This window comes from Rathayibacter sp. CAU 1779, assembly GCF_054551755.1.
Genome location: NZ_JBTOLK010000004.1, coordinates 256,909 through 276,015, shown reverse-complemented (window position 1 = coordinate 276,015; position 19,107 = coordinate 256,909). Strand labels below are relative to the sequence as shown.

Below are 19,107 nucleotides of genomic sequence, written 5' to 3'. Positions count from 1 at the left end.
CCGTTTATGATTCGAGCACGATGCTTGAGAACTTCCAGCCACAGCCCGGCAGCCAGGTCGTTGTCGTGAACAACACGCCGTTCACGCTGGTGCAGTCCGAGGACGGCGAGCAGTGGAACATCCTGCGCGGCGACACCGTGCTCGGATACCTGTACCGCAACGACCAGCACGGCTGGGCGGTCTGGCCGCTCTACGAGGGCTGCACGTATATCCCGGCGGCGGCGACCCCTGGGGAGGCGCTTCGTCAGGCGCTCTGATCCGGCTCGGCTCGCTGCGACTGCACGTCGTCGGACGGCGGCCGGGGGATGGCTGGCTGAGCGGTGGCTGGCCGAGCCGTAGCGCTGAGCCGTTCGAGGAAGCGGATGACCACCTCGCGCTCCTCGGGACTGAGTGAGGCCGCGACTTCCCAGCGCTGGGCGTGGGTGCGGCCGACGCTGTCGCGAACCTGTTCGTGGGTCCGGCGTGTGATCGTGATCATGAGCGCGCGGCGGTCGGTCGGATGCGGTGCTCGTTCGATGTGGCCGGCTGCCGCCAGCCGGTCCAGCAGCTTCGTCGTGGACGCGGTCGAGATGCCCAGGTGGTCGCTCAGCAGTTTCGGCGTGACGATCGTGCCCTGGTTCTTGGCGGCGACCAGGAACCGGAGTGCTCGCATGTCCGTCTCGTTCAGCTTCATGTCGCTGCGGGAACGGAAGCCGATCTCCTGCTCGGCTTCCCGCCAGTCGCGGATCCCGGCGAGCACTCGAACGATCTGGTCGATCTCGGCGTCGGTCAGGGCGCCGTGTGCCACGAGCTCCTGTGCCGGATCGATGACGCGGGGATCCAGCAGCGCATTCGCTCGCTGCACGTCCGGTGTATGGGGCGCATCCATACGCGTATCGTAATCCTGGGAGATTGCAAGACGAGCTAGCTAATTGCCGGGCGAGGGAAATGCTGACATGATCGACTGGTCGACCGATGCGCTCCTGACCGACGGTCGGCACAGCTCATCCATCGAGAGGAACAGCGTCCGATGAAGGCTCCAGAGCCCCGCGCCGAGCAGACGAGCGGCCGAGTTCCCCGCTGGCTGCGGATCCTGTTGCCGGCCGTCCTCATCGTCGTGTGGCTGGCGCTCGCCGGGGTCGGCGGGCCGTACTTCGGGCGCGTTTCGGAGGTCTCCAGTAACGATCAGGCGAGCTACCTGCCGGCCAGCGCGGATGCCACGCAGGTCGCCGACCTGCAGGCGAAGTTCAGCGGCAGCGACGCCGTTCCCGCCATCGTCGTGTATCAGCGCTCGTCCGGCCTCAGCAAGGACGACCTCGCTGCGATCGCGGATGACGCAAAAGACATCGCGGACCTCCCCGGCGTGCACGGCGACGTCTCGCCGCCGATCGCCTCGAAGGACGGCAAGGCCGCCGAGATGTTCGTGCCGTTCGCCGACGATTCGGATCTCGACAGCAACGTCGCCGGACTGCGCGACCATCTCGACACGAGCACTCCGCACGGCGTCACCTCGTACGTCACGGGCCCCGCCGGGTTCACGGCGGATCTGGTCGCCGCGTTCGGCGGGATCGACGGCATCCTGCTCGCGGTGGCGCTCGCCGCGGTGTTCCTCATCCTGGTCGTGGTCTATCGGTCGCCTCTGCTTCCGATCCTCGTGCTCGCCACCTCGATGTTCGGCCTCTGCGTCGCGCTGCTCGTGGTGTGGTGGCTGGCCAAGTGGGGTCTCGTGCAGCTGAACGGGCAGGTGCAGGGCATCCTGTTCATCCTCGTGATCGGGGCGGCCACCGACTATTCGCTGCTCTACGTGTCGAGATACCGGGAGGCGCTGCGCGACGAGCAGAACAGGTGGCGTGCCACGTGGACCGCCATTCGAGGGGCGTTCGGACCGATCGTCGCCTCCGCCGGAACGGTCATCGTCGGTCTGCTGTGCCTGCTGTTCAGCGACCTCAACTCGAACAAGGCGCTCGGACCGGTCGCATCCATCGGCATCGTGTTCGCCTTCCTCGCGGCGATGACGCTGCTGCCGTCGTTGCTGTTCGCGTTCGGGCGTGCGGCATTCTGGCCGGTGCGGCCGAAGCTCGGGTCGGAGCATCCGCAGGTCGTCGGCCCGCATGCGAAGGGGCTGTGGGCCCGCGTCGCGGGATGGATCCGCCGTGCGCCGCGCATCATCTGGATCGTCTGCACCATCGCCCTGCTCGCCGGCGCCACAGGCGTGCTGCAGCTGAAGGCGGACGGCGTGCCGCAGAGCGACCTCATCCTCGGACATTCGGACGCCCGCGACGGCCAGAAGGTGCTGGCCGACCACTTCCCCGGCGGATCCGGAAGCCCCGCACTCGTGGTCGGGCCGGTCTCGGAGCTCCAGCCCATGGCCGACGTGCTGCTCGACCACGACGGCGTCTCGTCGGTGACCGTCGTCGCGAAGGATTCGCCGAGTGGCACCGCGCCAGTGACGAAGGACGGCGTTCAGCCCGTTGGCGCACCCGGCTCTCCGCTGCCCGAACCGACGACGGTCGACGGCGACGTCATGCTGGAGGCCACACTCAGCGACCCGGCGGACTCCGACGCCGCGGAGGCGACCGTGCGCTCGCTCCGCACCGACCTCGCCAGGGTGGACGACGGCATCCTGGTCGGCGGCGTCACGGCCGTGGCCATCGACTCGAACGATGCGTCGATCCACGACCGCAACACCATCATCCCGATCGTGCTCGTGGTGATCCTCGTGATCCTGATGCTGCTGCTGCGGGCGATCCTCGCGCCCGTGCTGCTCGTGCTCTCTGTCGTGGTCTCGTTCGCGGCCTCGCTGGGCGTCTCCGCATTCGTGTTCAACGACCTGTTCGGATTCCCCGGAGCGGATCCCGCCGCGCCGCTCTACGGATTCGTCTTCCTCGTCGCACTCGGCATCGACTACAACATCTTCCTCATGACACGCGTGCGCGAGGAGTCTCAGCTGCACGGCACGCGGCAGGGGATCCTGCGCGGACTCGCCGTCACGGGCGGCGTCATCACGTCGGCGGGGCTGGTGCTGGCGTCGACGTTCGCGGCGCTCGGTGTCATCCCCATCCTGTTCCTGGCGCAGATCGCGTTCATCGTCGCGTTCGGCGTGCTCGTCGACACGCTCATCGTGCGCTCGCTGCTGGTGCCGGCCGTGTCGTACGACATCGGCCGTGCCATCTGGTGGCCGTCGAAGCTCTGGCGGCAGGATGCCGCGACCGTCGCGTCCGACTCCGATGCCGAGCGCATCACGGAGGAGCAGATCGACGCGATCGTGGCCGAAGGCACGCCCGCGCATCATCGCGAGCACCTGCACCAAAGCGACCGCGAGCATCCGGCGCCGTAGCCACGCGACGACAGACACGTTCTCGTTCCGATCGCGAAGACAGGCGCGATCGGTGTGTTCCGGGACTTTCGAAACGCGACGGTGCTACCGCGGTGCGGCCTCCGCAGAGTGTTGACCGGAGCTCGCGTCGGCGTCGCCGAACGTCCACGCCGTGCCGGGACCGAGCAGCACCTGCCACAGCCATGCTGCGGCCGTCTCGACCGGCGGTCGCGGATCCCGTTCCAGCCACGCCCGCACAACGCCCATCGCGGATCCGGTGATGCCGGCGGCGACGATCTCCAGCGGCACGCCTTCGTAGGCGGGCACATTCGATCGGCTGATGCCCTCCAGTGCCACGCGTTCGACGCGATCGCGCACGCGAGCGGTGACGATCGCCGATCCGCGGTCGCCGAGCACGCGCGAGTACAGGCTCGCGTTCTGCTCGATGTGCTTCAGGTAGGCGAGCAGATCTTCCGGCGGCCCTGACACCGGGACCGTCAGCTTGACGAGGCGCTCTCCCGCTTGCTCGACGGCGGCGTCGAGAGCGTCGGCCAGGAGCACGTCCTTGTCGGAGTAGTGCTGATAGAAGGTGCTGCGGTTCACTCCGGCTCGGTCGACGATGTCCGCGACCGTGATCTCGTCGAGGCTGCGTTCACGGGCGAGCTCCAGCAGGGCGTCCTGCAGGTGCGTGCGCGTGCGGGCGATGCGGGCATCCATGCTTCGCGATTCTGCCACGACGGTGACTGTCGCTGAGGGGTTCGCTGGGAGTTCTCCGACATGTGACGGATAACCGACAGGTGTCGGATATCGTGGATGCCGTCGCCACTGTTCACCGTCGCACCGTCGCGCGCACCCACAAACCCTCTGAATCGAAAGGGCTCGCCCGTGGCAAATCTGCTCAACCGCCTCGGACTGTTCTCGGCGCGTCGACCGTGGACCGTTCTCATCGGATGGATCGTCGCCCTCGGCATCGCCGCCGGTGCGTTCCTCGCGTTCGGCGGCACACTCGCCACGAGCTTCGACATCCCCGGAACCGAGACGTCGAAGGTCACCGCCCAGTTGAAGTCGGAGCTGAACCAGAGCGGTGGTGCAACCGGAACGGTCGTCTTCCAGACGACGAACGGCTCGAAGCTCAGCGACTCCCAGAAGTCCGAGGTCAGCGATCTGCTCGGCTCGGTGGCCAAGGTCGACGGCGTCGACAGTGTCGTTGATCCGTTCACGACCGCAGCGCAGCGCGACGAACAGGCTACGAAGCTCAGCGACGGCCAGGCTCAGATCGAAGCGGGCAAGGACCAGCTCGCCAAGGGGCAGGCTCAGGTGGCATCGGGCCGCCAGCAACTGGAGGCCGGACAACAGCAGCTGGACGCCGCCATCGCACAGGCCAAGTCGGCAGGAACGTACGACCAGGCATCCGCTCAGTTCCAGGCGCAGCAGCAACAGCTCGATGCCTCCAAGGCCCAGCTCGACGCGTCGCAGAATCAGCTGGACGAGTCGCAGAAGAAGCTCGAGGCATCGCAGAAGCAGACGGATGCCGGCATGCAGCTCATGGACGCCTCAGCCGACATCAAGACGGTCTCCACCGACGGCACGACCGCGATCGGCATGGTGCAGTTCGAGGAGGACATGTTCAACCTGCCGCAGTCGGTGAAGACCGCGGTGGCGGACAAGCTGGATGCCACGCACATCTCGGGCGTCGAGGTGAACTACTCGTCGGAGATCGCCACCTCGATCTCCGGCCTCATCGGCCCGGGTGAGATCACCGGTGTGGTGATCGCGCTCATCGTGCTCATCGTGATGATGCGCGCCCTGATGCCCGCACTGATGCCGCTGATCTCCTCGCTGATCGGCGTCGGCGTCGGCGTGGCGGGCGCTATGGCCTTCTCCGGTGTCGTGGACATGTCATCGGTGACCCCGGTGCTCGGCCTGATGCTCGGACTTGCTGTCGGGATCGACTACTCGCTCTTCATCGTGAACCGACATCGCAGACAGCTCCTGGCGGGCATGGAGCTCAAGGAATCCATCGGACTCGCCAACGGCACCGCAGGCAATGCCGTCGTGTTCGCAGGGGCGACAGTGCTCGTCGCGCTCCTCGCGCTGAACGTGAGCGGCATCGGATTCCTCGGCGTCATGGGCACCGTCGGCGCAGCCTGCGTGCTGATCGCCGTGCTCGTGGCCGTCACCCTGACGCCGGCGCTGCTCGGCCTGCTGAAGCACCGCGTGCTCAGCACGAAAGCACGCGCGCAGATCGGACACGAGAAGCACCGAGCCCCTGTCGTGCGTCCGATGCGCACCGGGCGCGTCGTGGTCTCCGTTGTCGCCTCCGTGATCGGGCTGCTGATCATCGCGATCCCGGCGCTCTCCATGCGGCTCGGCCTTCCCGACGGCTCGTCCGAACCCACGAGCTCGACGCAGTACACGACGTACGAAGCGGTGGCCGACAAGTTCGGCGCGGGTCAGAACGGTCCGCTCATCGTCACGGCCACGCTGCCCAAGGGTGTCACCGAGGCGAACCTGCTGCCCACCGAGGCGGCGCTCGCCGACAAACTGATGGCCGTGGATGACGTGGTCGCCGTCGCGCCGATCGGTGCGTCAGACACCCGCGACTTCATCGCGTTCGAGGTCGTGCCGCAGGACGGCCCGAGCAGTGAGTCGACGGAGAAGCTCGTGCACAGCCTGCGCGAGGGGACCGTCTTCGGATCGGATGTCACGGTCGGCGTCGCCGGTCAGGCCAGCGCCAACATCGACATCTCCGACAAGCTGGCCGCCGTGCTCCCGCTCTACCTCGCGGTGGTCGTCGGCCTCTCCCTGATCATCATGATCATCGTGTTCCGCTCACTGCTCGTGCCGCTCATCGCAACCGGCGGCTACGTGCTCTCGCTGTTCGCGGCGTTCGGTGGAATGACCGCCGTGTATCAGTGGGGCTGGCTGAGCGCTGTCTTCGGGGTGCACGATCCCGGGCCTGTGCTGAGCTTCGCGCCGATCATCGTGATGGGCGTGCTGTTCGGCCTTGCCATGGACTACCAGCTGTTCCTGGTGTCCGGCATGCGTGAGGCGTACGTGCACGGCTTGCCCGCTAAACAGGCGGTGGTCTCGGGGCTACGCGGTGGCCGGGCGGTGGTCACTGCGGCGGCGATCATCATGATCTCGGTGTTCGGCGGATTCGTCTTCTCCGAGCTGAACATGGTGCGGCCGCTCGGGTTCGGTCTCGCGTTCGGCGTGCTCTTCGACGCGTTCGTCGTGCGCCTCGTGCTCGTGCCCGGCCTCATGCACCTGTTCGGCAAGGCGGCGTGGTGGATCCCGAAGTGGCTGAACCGCATCCTTCCGGACGTCGACGTGGAAGGCGCATCCTTGGAACGCAGCCATCCGCTGCACGGGGTGACGGGGGGAGCCGATGCGAACGCGGATGCCGTCGAGACCCACGCGACTCGAACGCCTGCGAATATCGCCGGCTGACGAACAATCCACCGCCGGTTGAGCGTGCCGAACTGCACGAGCCACCTCCGCTGGTTGAGCTCGGGGCCCCGGCGGCCGGTTCCGGCGCGTCGCGCAGCGACGTGACGCGTGCGCGCTGAGGAGCGAAACCACGGACCATGCAAGGCCGGCTTCGCCGGGCTCAACCAGCGGCGACAGGCTCGACCAGCGTTACCAGACCAGATCCGACCATCACACAAAGGAGAGAGATATGGCAGAGGGACGCACGCCGTTGACGGCGAACAGCACGATCGGCGAGTGGCTGGACGATCCGGAGGGCGGACAGCTCGTTCGCGGACTGCTGGCCGCCAGCGGTGCCGACGAGTCGACGCTCGCACCGATCAAGGGGCTGCCGCTTCAACAGCTCGTCGCACTGAGCCAGGGGCAGATGCCGCAGTCCGTCGTGGACGACCTGGTCCTGAAGGCCAACGGCGGTGTCATGCCGGAGGAGACGGAGTCGAGCGGATGGGCCGAGGTCGTCACCCCCGGTCGTTTCGCCGGCAAGACCGTGATCATCACCGGGGCGGCATCCGGGATCGGACGTGCAACGGCATCCCGCGTCGCACGCGAGGGCGGTCGCGTGGTCGCCGTCGACGTGTCGGCCGACCGTCTGGCCGAGTTCGCCGCCTCGCTTCCGGATGCGCAGATCGTCACCGTGGTCGGCGACATCACGAAACAGGACGACGTGGACGCCATCGTCGCGGCCGCAGGCGACCGGATCGACGCGCTCGCGAACGTCGCAGGTGTGAACGACGACTTCTCGCCGCTGCACGAGACGTCGGATGCCACCTGGGATCGCGTCATCGGCATCAACCTCACTGGCGCGTTCAAGCTGACGCGTGCGGTGCTTCCGGCGATGATCGCGGCGGGCAAGGGATCCGTCGTCAACATCGCATCCGAGGCTGGCCTGCGCGGCAACGCATCCGGAAACGCCTACACGACGTCGAAGCACGCCGTGGTCGGCCTCACCCGGAGCGCCGCGTTCATGTACGGACCGCAGGGTATCCGGGTCAACGCGGTGGCGCCGGGCGGCGTGGCGACGGGCATCCCGTTCCCGCCGAACGTGTCGCAGGCGGGCTCGGCCAGGCTGCAGCCGTTCCAGGCGATGATCCCCACGGTCGCGACCGCGGAGAACCTCGCGGCGTCGATCACGTTCCTGCTCAGCGACGACGGCGTGAACATCAACGGCGTCGTGCTGCCGTCCGACGGCGGCTGGTCGGTGCAGTAGCCGGCGCACTCGGCACCGAATACCCCGACGCTCAGCACCCCAACCCGTGCCATGACAGCGCCATGTGCGCACTGCAGCGCCGGCCGAGCTGGCGCGACAGTGCGCACATGGCGCTGTTGTCTGTGCAACAGGGCACGCGGCATGCGTGCTCGCCTTAGGCGGACTCGCGCACCACGAGCGCGTGTGGCACGGTGCGGCGGAGGTCGCTGCCCGTCTTCCCTCTGAACAGCGCGTCCGCGAGATCGAGGGCGTCTCGTGCGACGGTGCCCATGTCGATCGCCAGCGTGGTGAGCTCCGGCGTGACCAGGGTTCCGATGTCGAGGCCGTCGATCCCGATCACGGCGACGTCGTCGGGAATCCGGATGCCCGCCCGCGCGAACCCCTTCAGCGCCCCGACCGCGATCACGTCGTTGAAGCAGAGCACGGCGTCCACTCCGGGCGCGGCCTCCAGCAGCCGCGCAACGGCGGCCACTCCGCCCCTGTGCGTGTCCGGCGCAGGGATCATCGTCGCGGACGGCAGGCCGTGCCGCTCGAGGGCGGCCTGGAGCAGCCGCGCGCGCAGTGACGGCCTCGTTCCGCCGTCGATCATCGCGATGTGCCGTCGTCCGCGCGCGATGAGATGCTCGACGGCGTCGCGCACGGCGTCCTCGTAGTCGAAGCGCACACTGGCGACCCCGTCGACCGGATCGTCCGTCAAGAAGACTCTGGGGATGCGCGGGCTGACGAGGCCACGGCCCGCAGGCCCGAGGTGCCCGATCACCGCGTCCACACGAGACAGGACGGACTCGATGCGTTCGGCCCCGCCCTGCCCGCCGATGTCGGACACGACGACACCCCAGTCGCGCTCGGCGGCCCGGCGGGTGAGCTCGGCCGCGAGCTCCGGATAATACGGGTTCCGCAGGTCTCCGACGATGAACCCGACCGTCACGTCACGCCCGCGCACCAGACGCTGTGCGGCCCTGTTGGGTCGGTAGTGCAAGGCGGCGGCGGCATCCTGCACCCGCTGCTTGGTCGCGGGGCTCACATCCGGTAGATCGTTCAGTGCTCGAGTCACGGTCTGGCGCGAGACGCCGGCGGCCGCGGCGACGTCGTTGATCGTGGCGGGTCTGGCGGATCCCATGGCCGGTGCGGTGCTGTCCGCCGGACCGGAATCCGCTCCTGCGACCTTGCGTCGACCTGTTGCCATGCTCGGAATCGTACTGGTAATCTCGCAAACCGTGAACGTTCACGGTTATGCAGAACGCTGACCGCCGCGCACGTGTGCCGCCGGAGCATGTCCGGTCCATCACCCGAAGAACCGATCGACGACGACGGAGGAACCGCCATGGCCAACTCACCAGACCAGCCACTGCAGCACGTGCGATGGGGCATCGCAGGACCGGGCGGGATCGCGCACCGTTTCGCGGAGCAGCTCCCGCACAGCCGCACCGGCGAACTCGTGGCCCTCGCCAGCCGCAGCCCGGAGCGGGCGTGCGCGTTCGCCGCGGAGTTCGAGAGCGCCCCGGGAGCGATCCGGATCCACGACAGCTACGAGGCGCTCTTCGCTGACCCCGACGTGGACGCGATCTACATCGCAACGCTGCACATCGATCACGTGCGGCTGGCCATCCAGGCGTTGGATGCCGGCAAGCACGTCGTCTGCGAGAAGCCGCTCTCCGTGGACCACGCGGGCGCCATGGCCGTCGTCGAGGCTGCTCGCCGCAACGGCCGGTACCTGGCAGAGGCGTTCATGTATCGCTTCCATCCGCAGACGGTGCGCCTGGCCGAGCTCGTCGCATCCGGTGCGATCGGTGACGTGCAGCACATCGAGGCGTCGTTCGCCTTCCGCGCCGACGTGCCGGCCGAGCACCGGTTGATGAATGCGGAGCTCGCAGGAGGCGGAATCCTCGACGTCGGCGGATACTCCGTCTCGGTCGCGCGACTCGTTGCAGGCGCCGCGACGGGCGCACCGTTCGCGAACCCGGTCTCGCTCACCGCGAAGGGCACGCTCGGCGAGACGGGCGTGGACGAGTGGGCGACGGCATCCCTCGTCTTCGCATCCGGCATCACCGCACACGTGACGAGCGGCGTTCGCGTCGCGGATGACAACCGCGTCGTCGTCAGCGGATCGAAGGGCCGGATCGTGGTGCCGCAGCCGTGGCTGCCGTCCACGACCGAGCCGAGCTTCATCGAGGTGTGCACGACGGATGCCGCTCCCGAGCAGATCCGCATCGAGCCGGCCTACCAGTACGCGCTGCAGGCGGATGCCGTCGCCGAGTTCGCCGCGGCCGGCCAGAGCCCGCACATGAGCTGGGCCGACAGCCTGGGCAACGCGGCCGCGCTCGACAGGTGGCGCGCCGCGCTGGGACTCGAGTATCCGTTCGAGAGCGCAACCACGAACATCCCGCCGGCGAGCGGACACGCTCCGCGCCGCCGTTCGGATGCGCCCATGCGCTACGGCCGCATCCCCGGCCTGGACAAGGACGTGTCGCGCCTCGTCATGGGCGTCGACAATCAGGAGACGCTTGGCCACGCATCCGCCATGTTCGACGACTTCGTGGAGCGCGGCGGCAACGCGTTCGACACCGCCTACATCTACGGCGGCGGACGCTGCGAACGGCTGCTCGGCCAGTGGATCCAGAACCGTGGCCTGCGCGACGACGTCGTGATCATCGGCAAGGGCGCGCACACGCCGCACTGCGATCCGGAGTCCATCGTGCGCCAGCTCGACGAGACGCTGGACCGCCTGCAGACCGACCATGTGGACGTCTACCTGATGCACCGCGACAACGAGGAGATTCCGGTGGGGGAGTTCGTCGACGTGCTCGACGAGCAGGCGAAGGCGGGGCGCATCCGCGCGTTCGGCGGTTCCAACTGGTCGATCGCCCGGTTCCAGGAGGCGCTCGAGTACGCGGATGCCAACGGCCGCCGGCGCTTCTCCGTGCTGAGCGACCACTTCGGCCTGGCGCACGCGCTGGATGTGCCGTGGGCCGGATGCCGCTACGTCACCGACGACGAGGACCGCGAATGGCTGGAGCGCTCAGGCACTACCCTGCTGCCCTGGTCGTCGCAGGCGCGAGGCTTCTTCGCCCGAGCGGATCGTGCCGACACCACGGACGAGGAGCTCGTGCGCTGCTACTACAGCGACGACAACTTCGAGCGTCTCGCTCGCGCCCGTGAACTCGCGTCGCAGCTCGGAGTCGCCCCGACCGCCGTCGCCCTGGCGTACGTGCTGGCTCAGGACTTCCCGACATTCCCGCTGTTCGGGCCGCGCAGCATCGAGGAGACGCGTACCTCGATGGCCGGTCTCGACGTGACGCTCACGCCCGAGCAGGTGCGCTGGCTCGACCTCCGCGCCTGAGGCCAGCGGCGGGTTCTGTTCCGCTCGGCTCCGCGGACTCGCCGGGATCGCGTCTCGCCGAGATCGCGTTTCAACTGCAGAAAATGCTCTTCGTCGCACCGACGAAGAGCATTTTCTGCAGTTGAAACGGGTTCCGGATCGGTGGGCGGCTACTGCGGATGCTCGACCGTCGCGTCCGCCCCCGGGTAGACGAGTGTCTCGTGTCCGTCGTCGAATCGCACGAGGTACGGCGGCGCCCCGCTCTCGCCCCGCACCTCGACGATCTCGCCATGCCTGTCCGGCGTCTCCACCGTCATTCCGCGGATGACGATGCGCTCGCCCACCTCTGCGCGCATGCTGACCATCTCCCTCGCCCGCGTCGCCCCATCGCGACTCTTCCAGGCTACGTCGGGACTTCGCGGGACGCCGAGATCGTCATCCGAATCGTTGCGGCGGTCCCAGGCAGCGAGGGCCACGTCGCACAGGGAACGCGGAGTCCGGGCGCCCACCCCGTTCGGTGTGCAGCCATCGTTCTTCGCCCTGGAGCGAACAGCGCTATTTGTAGGTGGAACGAGGATTGTTCCCGTCCTCGAAGGAGCATTGATCTCGACGTCGAACAGGGGTTGGCCTCGACCGGCGAACTGCTGTCGGACTCAACGCGAACAGCTCGGCTCGCCCCGCGAAAAGGTCACGTCGCATGCGGACGAATGGATCCGGCAACGCTTGACAACCCTCGCCGGCCGGGACCAAGCTCGTCTTGGGTCGTTCATTGCTCTCCGTGGGGGCGGTGAGCAAGCGGCCCATTTGATCACTCGCCCGCTTACCCAACTCCAGCCCGATGAGCCGAGATCCTCGGCCCATCGGGCTTGCTGTTTCCGCACGGTCTGCGCGGTGCACGGCTGGTCAGTACGCGGCTTCGAGGCGCTCACGGATCGTGCCGGTATGCAGTCCGAGCTCGTGGACGAGCGTGGCTGCGGGATCCGGCGCCGCGCGATCGAGCACGGCGAGGAACAGGTGGCGCGTCGTGAGCCTGCGGGACCGCTCGGACACGGCCCTCGCGACGGCCGACTGCAGCACAGCCTTGGCGCCGACCGTGAACGGCACATGCCGCCCGAGCGCGGCGCGACCGGTGGGCAGCAGGCCCGTGAACGGAAGCCCGACGGATGCCAGTGCCACGCGATCGAGATCGTCGGCGGCAGTGCGCGCTGCGGCGGCATCCGCTCCCACCACGCCTGCAAGCGCGGCGTCGTTCAGAAGGGCAGCGAGCAGGTGCTCGGTGCCGATCCGTCGATCGCCGCGACGGCTGGCCTCCGATCTGGCATCATCGACGGCCTTGCGTGCCTGGGCTGCGAACTGCTCGAACATCCGGCGACTCCTTTCCGTACTTGGCGTGAACAGACTGGCGCGTCACTCCGAGCGCATCCCCGATCTGTTCCCACGACCAGCCGAGCCGACGCGCCTGGGCGACGTGCTCGGCTTCGACGCGCTCGGCGAGACGACGCAGCGCGTCGGCCGCGCGCAGCCCGACGGCGGGATCGGCGACGCGCAGCTGCGCGGCGAGGTCGAAAGGTTCCACGGTGTCAGTTTGACTTGACAAGAACCCCGTTGTCAACTCAAACTGACGCCATGTCCCTTGTCGTGGATCCACAGAACGCATCGCAGAGCGACCCCGAGGTCGCCGTCGTCGGTGCCGGCCCCGTCGGACTCCTGTTGGCGGGCGATCTCGCCGAGCGTGGCGTCCGGGTCGTCGTCCTCGAACAGGCGGCCGAGCCGCACACCGAGCCGAAGGCGAACGGCGTCGTGGGCAGCGCGGCGGTCGCACTGGCGAAACGCGGCATCCTCACGGGAACGCGGCTGCGCGTCGTGTCTCCGCCGCGATTCCAGTTCGGTTCGCTGCCACTGCGTCTGGGCTTCGGACCCGGCAACCCTTTGCACATCCTCCCGGTGCCCCAGCGTCGACTCGAGGAATTGCTGGAGCGGCGTGCGGTCGCCGCGGGTGCCGTGATCCGGCGCGGATGCGAGGTTGCCGGCTTCACCCAGGACGCCGACGGTGTGGACACCGAGGTCCGAGACGGCGGGGAGACGGCATCCGTCCGGGCGCTGTACCTCGTGGGATGCGACGGCGCCCACAGCGTCGTTCGCAAGCGCGCGGGTATCGGATTCCCCGGCTTCACGAGCGATCGGATCGCCCGCATCGCCCGGGTGACCATTCCGGCGGAAGCGATCACGCGCACGGCGGACAAGCTCACGATCCGTGGGGTCGGCAGCGTTGCGGCGATGCGCCCGAATAGGATGCCAGGCGGCGGCTTCTCCATCGCTCCCGTTCGCGCGCTCGACCCCTCGGCGCCTGACGACCTCTATCTGATCAGCACCCACGAGCCTCGAGGCGAGGTCGAGCCGACGGATCCGCTCCCCGTCGAGGAGCTCAGAGCGAGCCTTCGTCGTGTGCTGGGAGCCGACCTGCCGTTCACGGATGCCGCCGCCGAGCGCAGCACAATCGCGAACAGCAGGCAGGCGGATGCGTACCGTGCGGGACGGACGTTGATCGCCGGCGATGCCGCGCACGTCTTCAACGCGGGCGGATCCGCTCTCAACGTCGGCCTGAACGACGCGATCGACCTCGCGGAGCGCCTCACGGCCGTGCTGCGGTCCGGCGGCCCAGCCGATGAGCTCGACGCGTACGAGACTGTCCGCCGTGCGGCGGGGGAGCGAACGCTGCGGCAGACGCGGGCGCAGGCCGCGCTGGAACAGGACGACGACGGCACGAGCGCTCTCCGCGGCGTCATGGGTGAGGTGCTGCACGGTCGCGGCGCATCGCGGCGGCTCGCGAGACTGCTCGAGCAGGGCTGACGCGACAAGGGTGGACACGGCATCCGGGTGATGGGATCGTGACACGTGGGCTCGCGGCATGAGCCGGTGCCCGACGACACAAGCGGGGTGACTCATGTTCAGTGCGATCGACTCGTTCAGCGGATTCAGCGTTGACGATCTGCAGAAGGCCAAGGAGTTCTACGGAACCGTCCTCGGACTCCGGGTGGAGGGCGAGGGCGACATGGGCATCCGGATCACGCAGCCCAGCGGAGCCGAGGTGTTCATCTACGGCAAGCCGGATCACACGCCGGCGTCGTTCACGATCCTCAACTTCGTGGTCGACGACATCGACGCCGCGGTCGACGAACTCAACGCGGCGGGCGTGACGACCAAGATCTACTCGGATGCGGAGTTCCCGACCGATGCGAAGGGCATCGCCCGTCCGGACAAGCCGGAGTGGGGCCCCGACATCGCGTGGTTCCGCGACCCGGCGGGCAACGTGCTCGCCGTCATCCAGGCCTGAGGTCGATCGGCAGCACTCCGCGACGGCGTTCGCTCTGCCACGGCGCGCACCCGGCGTCCACGCTGCGCTCCGCTTTCACGAAGTTCGCTCCGGCACGACTCGCACTTCGTGACGGCGGAAGACGGGCCGTTGCCTCTGGCAGGGCGTGCGTCAGCGGGCTTCGAGCGGATGCTGTGCCCGAAGCCCGCTGACGACCGGCTCAGGCTCGAGTCGCCCGTCGCGCCAGGAGCAGAACGCCCAGTCCCGCCAGGAGACCGAGCAGCGCAGCGGCAAGCGCGCCGAGCGAATCGGATCCCGTGTCGGCGAGTGCGCCGGATGCGCTGACATCGCTCGTCGCCACGGCGGAGACCGGAGTCACCGACGAGGCGGGCACGACGCCGCCGGACGTGCCAGGAGTTCCGGGTGTTCCCGGAGTACCCGGCGTCCCCGGAGTTCCCGGTGTGCCCGGATCGCCGGGTGTGCCCGGTGTTCCCGGGGCTCCCGTGTCGGATCCGGTCGTCGTGGAGTCGCCGATCACGCTGACGGCGTTGCCCCCGACCGTGACCGGAACGTCCACGCCGACCGGAGCGAGCAGGCCCCCGAGCAGGCTGCCGTCGCCGGCGGTGGATCCGCTGGTGCCGGAGCTTGCAGCCCCACCTGTGGTGGTGGGATCCGAGGTGGTCGAGTCACCGACTCCGCTGATGGCGTTGCCGCCGACGGTTACGGGTGCATTCACTCCGACGTCGGCCAGCAGGCCGCCGATCGCACTGTCATCACCTGTCGTACTGCCGCCTGGGTCGTCCGCTCCGCCCTGGCCGGAGGCCGCGGTGGGGGCGGACGTTGACGTCGCATCGGTTGTGGTCGAATCGCCGACCACGCTGATCGCGTTGCCGCCGACGGTGATCGGCGCATTCACGCCGATCGGCAGCAGCAGCCCGCCCAGCAGGCTGTCGCTGCCCGCCGTGGACGTCGGACCGGCAGTGGCAACAGGCCCCCCGGTGCTGGTCGACGTGTCCGCCTTGTCGGATGTCGAGTCGCCCAGCACGCTGATTCCGTTGCCACTGACGGTGATCGGCGCGTTCACCGCGATCGGTGCGACGAGCCCGCCGAGCAGGCTGTCGTCACCGGTCGTTGTGCCGCCCGTCGATGTCGATGAGCTGTCGGGCGACGGTGCCGCCGTCGTCGCGTCGGTGCTCGTCGAGTCTCCGACGACGCTCACCGCGTCGCCGGAGAGCGTGATCGGCACGCTCACCGTCGGTGACACGATGTCGCCGGATGCGATGCCGCCATCTCCCGAGGTCGCCGGGCCCGATGCTGCCGAGCCCGACCCCGGATCCGGTGCCCCCGATCCCGTCGAGGTCGAGGATGTCGCGGCCGGAGCGGACGATGGCGCGGTCGTCGCACCGTTCGAGAGCGCATCACCGATCCCGCTGATGGCGTTGCCCGCCAGCGAGATCGGAGCGCTCAGGTCGATGCCGAGCACATCGCCGGAGCCTGCTCCGTCGTTGCCGCTCGTTGAGGGCTCTGCGGCGTTCGCCGCGCCGATCCCCGCCAGTGAGATGCCGCCGAGGATGACCGTGAACCACAGTCCTCTCGACACGATTCTGTTCATGGTTGTAACTCCCTGAGAAGAGCGTTCTGCTGCTTCCCGCTGGAGCGCGCGTTGCCGTCGATGCCCGTGGGCATCCGCTTTCAGACGCGAGCGCACCCCGCGAAGCGGGAAGACTTGGGTCCCGTCTTCCGCCGGGCAGGGCGCAGGGCATCGCATCGGATGCCGCACCACGGCACGGCGGAGCGGACCAGCTCAGTCAGGCGACGAGTCGGTGTCGAAGGTGGGCGTCGAAGGGAGTCTGTCGTCGCGCGGTACCGCGCCGAGAGCGCCCACGGAGTCAGCGAAGGCCACAAGTTCGGGGGTTCCGGCGACCGTGGAGCCCCCAGAGCCGCCGCCTGCACGCGCACCGGATCCGGACGCACCGCTCCCCGGCGGCGGGACGGATGCATCACCCGCCGGCCACGGAACGCCCGGGTCACCGGTGCCGAGGCCGCCGACGTCCGATGGCGGTGCGGAAGCGGATCCGGGCACTGTCGACGCGGATGATGGGCCGGATCCCCAGGCCACCGGACCCGACGTGTTCGTGGTGGCGACCGCCGCGAGTCCGGAGCCGTTGTCCGCTGATTCCGGCGTGCCGCATCCGCCCGGGTCCGGCGGGATGGCCGACGGCGGCGGCGGACCGAACACGCTGCCGGTCGTGGTCTCGACGTCTCCCAGCGTGCTGTCCACGGCTCCGGCCAACGGTGCTGTGATCCCGGAGACGGATCCCAGGGTGGAGCTGAGCGTGGGCCCGACGGCCGGGACCGCGTTCACCAGCTGGTCGACGGCGCCGGCGACGGGCGCGAGGGTCTGCGTGACGGAGACGGACGAGGTCACGGTGGTGACGGCATCCGTCACAGGCTGCACCGCGTCGTGCACCGGTTGCGGAAGCGTCTGCGTCACGGGAGTGATCACCGACGTCACCGTCGAGGTCGCGACACCGACGGTGTCGGTCACCGGCGCGGTGACTGCCCCGACGATCGACCCGACGGCACCCAGCAGCCCAGAGCTCGAAGGTGACGCCGGGCTCGATGCAGGGGGAGTCGAAGACCCGCCCGGCTCTTCAGCGGAGGCGGAGAGCGCACCGAACGCGAGACCGAGCAGCACGAGACCACCGGCGACCCCGAGCCCGCAGAGCAGCAGGCGCAGGAGTCTCCGCTGCGGCAGTGCCTCGGCGCGATCCACGAGCGGACTCCTTTGTGCGAACCTTTCTCGACGCTACAAGCACACGTGGGGATCGAGAAGGGGAGCGCGTCGGGATGGCCCCCGTTTTGGGGAGGTACGTGCGTCCTATGAGATGAAGCCGATCTGATCGGCCCCTGGTCGAGGTTCTCGGTCGGTCGACGAGGTGACACCCGGCGAAGCGCCGGGGGATCGGCGACACGCCGAGATCCGCGTCTCCTGGTCGGCCTGAGCCGACCCGGTGCGACCGTTTCCGCCGCGAAATGTCGGGGGTTGCGGCTACCGTGACTCGTGAGGACGAAAATCTCTCCAAACACAACATCTAGTGGAATGACAATCGTGTGATTCACGTTATATAGTGGGTGAACACCGCACGGAACATTGGGCCGGAGTCATTGGGGGGCCGGTTTCCGCACCCGAATCGCGGAGAGGCGTATCGGGCGAATTCCGTTCCGGTCGAATATTCAGGGGAGGTCATCATGGACTACGAAAACGACACTGTCGGCGGCTACGCAGTTCCCGTCGACCCGATGGACCTTCTGCAGTGCGACAGCTGCCAGTAGGCACGGTCTGCAAGCGCTAGACGCACAGCAGTAGCAGAACTGCGAGGAGCCCCCGGCCGAAAGGTCGGGGGCTTTCTCGTGCGCGCCGCTCTCGTGCGCGCCGCTCTCGTGCGCGCCGCTCTCGTGCGCGCCTCCTCGGACGACGCGACTCGGACGACGCGACGGTCGGTTCAGCGGGTGCAAGCGTTGCCGGCCACGCGGGGGCCGAGCGGCGGAGGGGGCCGAGTGCGGCATCCGTAGAATGAGGTGCGTGCCTGTGAACCCCGAGATTCAAGGGCGGACGTACCCGCCGACGCCTCCGTATCTGGTCGGACGGGAGAAGGTGCGGGAGTTCGCCAGAGCCGTGTTCGCGACGAACCCGATCAACTTCGATCCGGAGGCCGCACGGGCCGCCGGCCACGCCGACGTCGTCGCGCCGCCCACGTTCCCGGTCGTCGTGCAGGAGCACACGCTCGCACAGCTGCTGGCCGACGAGGATGCCGGCATCGACTTCGCCCGAGTGGTGCACGGCGATCAGCGCTTCGAGTACTCCCGGCCGGTCGTGGCGGGAGACGAACTCACCGCGCAGCTCACCGTGACCTCGGTGAAGCTGCTCGGCGGGAACGCGATGGTCACCGCTGCCACCGCCATCCGTGACGCTGCAGGCGAGCATGTGGTGACCGCGACGTCGTCCCTCGTCGTACGAGGAGAAGACTGATGCCGAACACCCCTGTACTTTCCACGCTCGCCGTCGGCGACGAGGTGGCCAGCGCCGAGCATCTGTTCGAGCGGGATTCCCTCGTGCGCTATGCCGGAGCATCCGGAGACTTCAATCCCATCCACTACCGCGACGACATCGCCGAGTTCGTCGGTCTGCCCGGTGTGCTCGCCCACGGGATGCTCACCATGGGCGTCGCCGTGCAGACCGTCGTCGGCTGGGCGGGCGATCCGGCCCGGGTCGTCGACTACCAGGTGCGCTTCACGCGCCCGGTCGTCGTTGACCGCAACGACGGCGCGACGGTGTCGGTCGTGGCGAAGGTGGGCGCGCTCGACGCGGAGGGCGCCAGGGCGCGCATCGACCTGACCGTCACCTACGGCGGGCAGACCGTGCTCGGCAAGGCCCAGGCGTGGGTGTCGCTCGCGTGACGCCAGACCGTCGCAGCGTG

The 19,107-nt window shown here is 68.6% G+C and carries 17 protein-coding genes; 9 read left to right on the top strand and 8 right to left on the bottom strand.

What is annotated here, in order from left to right:
• Positions 1-20: 20 nt before the first annotated feature.
• On the top strand, positions 21-257 hold the full coding sequence (locus ACX9R5_RS17445) for a hypothetical protein (RefSeq protein WP_459410327.1): 237 nt from the start codon (positions 21-23) through the stop codon (positions 255-257).
• Here ACX9R5_RS17445 and ACX9R5_RS17440 read toward each other — a convergent pair.
• Positions 245-868 carry a MarR family winged helix-turn-helix transcriptional regulator gene (locus tag ACX9R5_RS17440; protein WP_459410326.1) on the bottom strand — a complete coding sequence of 208 codons (624 nt, stop codon included), beginning with the start codon at positions 866-868 and terminating at the stop codon, positions 245-247. The two genes, ACX9R5_RS17445 and ACX9R5_RS17440, sit on opposite strands and share 13 nt — an antisense overlap.
• Before the next feature lie 141 nt (positions 869-1,009).
• Between ACX9R5_RS17440 and ACX9R5_RS17435 the strand changes: the two genes are divergently transcribed.
• Positions 1,010-3,316 carry an MMPL family transporter gene (locus ACX9R5_RS17435; RefSeq protein ID WP_459410325.1) on the top strand — a complete coding sequence of 769 codons (2,307 nt, stop codon included), beginning with the start codon at positions 1,010-1,012 and terminating at the stop codon, positions 3,314-3,316.
• Positions 3,317-3,400: 84 nt separating this feature from the next.
• Here the strand turns inward: ACX9R5_RS17435 and ACX9R5_RS17430 are convergent, their stop codons facing one another.
• Positions 3,401-4,030, bottom strand: coding sequence for a TetR/AcrR family transcriptional regulator (locus ACX9R5_RS17430; RefSeq protein WP_459410324.1), 630 nt, complete (start codon positions 4,028-4,030; stop codon positions 3,401-3,403).
• Between the two features lie 150 nt (positions 4,031-4,180).
• Here ACX9R5_RS17430 and ACX9R5_RS17425 point away from each other — a divergent pair, with 150 nt between their 5' ends.
• Both ACX9R5_RS17425 and ACX9R5_RS17420 read left to right on the top strand, forming a co-directional pair.
• Positions 4,181-6,748, top strand: a complete 2,568-nt coding sequence (locus ACX9R5_RS17425; RefSeq protein ID WP_459410323.1) for an MMPL family transporter — start codon at positions 4,181-4,183, stop codon at positions 6,746-6,748.
• A 229-nt stretch (positions 6,749-6,977) separates the two neighbouring features.
• Positions 6,978-7,994, top strand: a complete 1,017-nt coding sequence (locus ACX9R5_RS17420; RefSeq protein WP_459410322.1) for an SDR family NAD(P)-dependent oxidoreductase — start codon at positions 6,978-6,980, stop codon at positions 7,992-7,994.
• Positions 7,995-8,148: 154 nt separating this feature from the next.
• Here the strand turns inward: ACX9R5_RS17420 and ACX9R5_RS17415 are convergent, their stop codons facing one another.
• The gene (locus ACX9R5_RS17415) at positions 8,149-9,180 is read right to left on the bottom strand and encodes a LacI family DNA-binding transcriptional regulator (RefSeq protein ID WP_459410321.1); all 1,032 of its coding nucleotides are present in this window, start codon (positions 9,178-9,180) and stop codon (positions 8,149-8,151) included.
• Positions 9,181-9,318: 138 nt separating this feature from the next.
• Here ACX9R5_RS17415 and ACX9R5_RS17410 point away from each other — a divergent pair, with 138 nt between their 5' ends.
• Positions 9,319-11,334 (top strand): aldo/keto reductase, encoded by a 2,016-nt coding sequence (locus ACX9R5_RS17410; RefSeq protein WP_459410320.1) that lies wholly within the window; start codon positions 9,319-9,321, stop codon positions 11,332-11,334.
• Positions 11,335-11,483: 149 nt separating this feature from the next.
• Here the strand turns inward: ACX9R5_RS17410 and ACX9R5_RS17405 are convergent, their stop codons facing one another.
• The 3 genes from ACX9R5_RS17405 to ACX9R5_RS17395 all read right to left on the bottom strand — a co-directional run bounded on the left by ACX9R5_RS17405 (position 11,484) and on the right by ACX9R5_RS17395 (position 12,889).
• The gene (locus ACX9R5_RS17405; protein WP_459410319.1) at positions 11,484-11,669 is read right to left on the bottom strand and encodes a DUF1918 domain-containing protein; all 186 of its coding nucleotides are present in this window, start codon (positions 11,667-11,669) and stop codon (positions 11,484-11,486) included.
• Positions 11,670-12,216: 547 nt separating this feature from the next.
• On the bottom strand, positions 12,217-12,678 hold the full coding sequence (locus ACX9R5_RS17400; RefSeq protein ID WP_459410318.1) for a Clp protease N-terminal domain-containing protein: 462 nt from the start codon (positions 12,676-12,678) through the stop codon (positions 12,217-12,219).
• The gene (locus ACX9R5_RS17395; protein ID WP_459410317.1) at positions 12,635-12,889 is read right to left on the bottom strand and encodes a helix-turn-helix domain-containing protein; all 255 of its coding nucleotides are present in this window, start codon (positions 12,887-12,889) and stop codon (positions 12,635-12,637) included. Before ACX9R5_RS17395 ends, ACX9R5_RS17400 begins: the two co-directional genes overlap by 44 nt.
• Before the next feature lie 50 nt (positions 12,890-12,939).
• Between ACX9R5_RS17395 and ACX9R5_RS17390 the strand changes: the two genes are divergently transcribed.
• Positions 12,940-14,163, top strand: a complete 1,224-nt coding sequence (locus ACX9R5_RS17390) for an FAD-dependent monooxygenase (protein WP_459410316.1) — start codon at positions 12,940-12,942, stop codon at positions 14,161-14,163.
• A gap of 94 nt (positions 14,164-14,257) precedes the next feature.
• On the top strand, positions 14,258-14,647 hold the full coding sequence (locus tag ACX9R5_RS17385; protein ID WP_459410315.1) for a VOC family protein: 390 nt from the start codon (positions 14,258-14,260) through the stop codon (positions 14,645-14,647).
• A gap of 199 nt (positions 14,648-14,846) precedes the next feature.
• On the opposite strand, the gene ACX9R5_RS17380 is transcribed toward ACX9R5_RS17385, so the two are convergent.
• Together ACX9R5_RS17380 and ACX9R5_RS17375 are read right to left on the bottom strand one after the other, a co-directional pair.
• Entirely contained in the window at positions 14,847-16,238 is a 1,392-nt protein-coding gene (locus ACX9R5_RS17380) for a chaplin family protein (RefSeq protein WP_459410314.1), read from the bottom strand.
• Positions 16,239-16,430: 192 nt separating this feature from the next.
• A complete protein-coding gene (locus tag ACX9R5_RS17375) occupies positions 16,431-17,402 on the bottom strand; it encodes a hypothetical protein (protein ID WP_459410313.1) in 972 nt (323 codons plus the stop codon).
• 810 nt (positions 17,403-18,212) lie between these two features.
• Here ACX9R5_RS17375 and ACX9R5_RS17370 point away from each other — a divergent pair.
• Positions 18,213-18,659, top strand: coding sequence for an FAS1-like dehydratase domain-containing protein (locus ACX9R5_RS17370; RefSeq protein ID WP_459410312.1), 447 nt, complete (start codon positions 18,213-18,215; stop codon positions 18,657-18,659).
• Entirely contained in the window at positions 18,659-19,087 is a 429-nt protein-coding gene (locus tag ACX9R5_RS17365) for a MaoC family dehydratase (RefSeq protein ID WP_459410311.1), read from the top strand. The genes ACX9R5_RS17370 and ACX9R5_RS17365 overlap by 1 nt, the downstream gene beginning before the upstream one ends.
• Positions 19,088-19,107 lie beyond the last annotated feature (20 nt).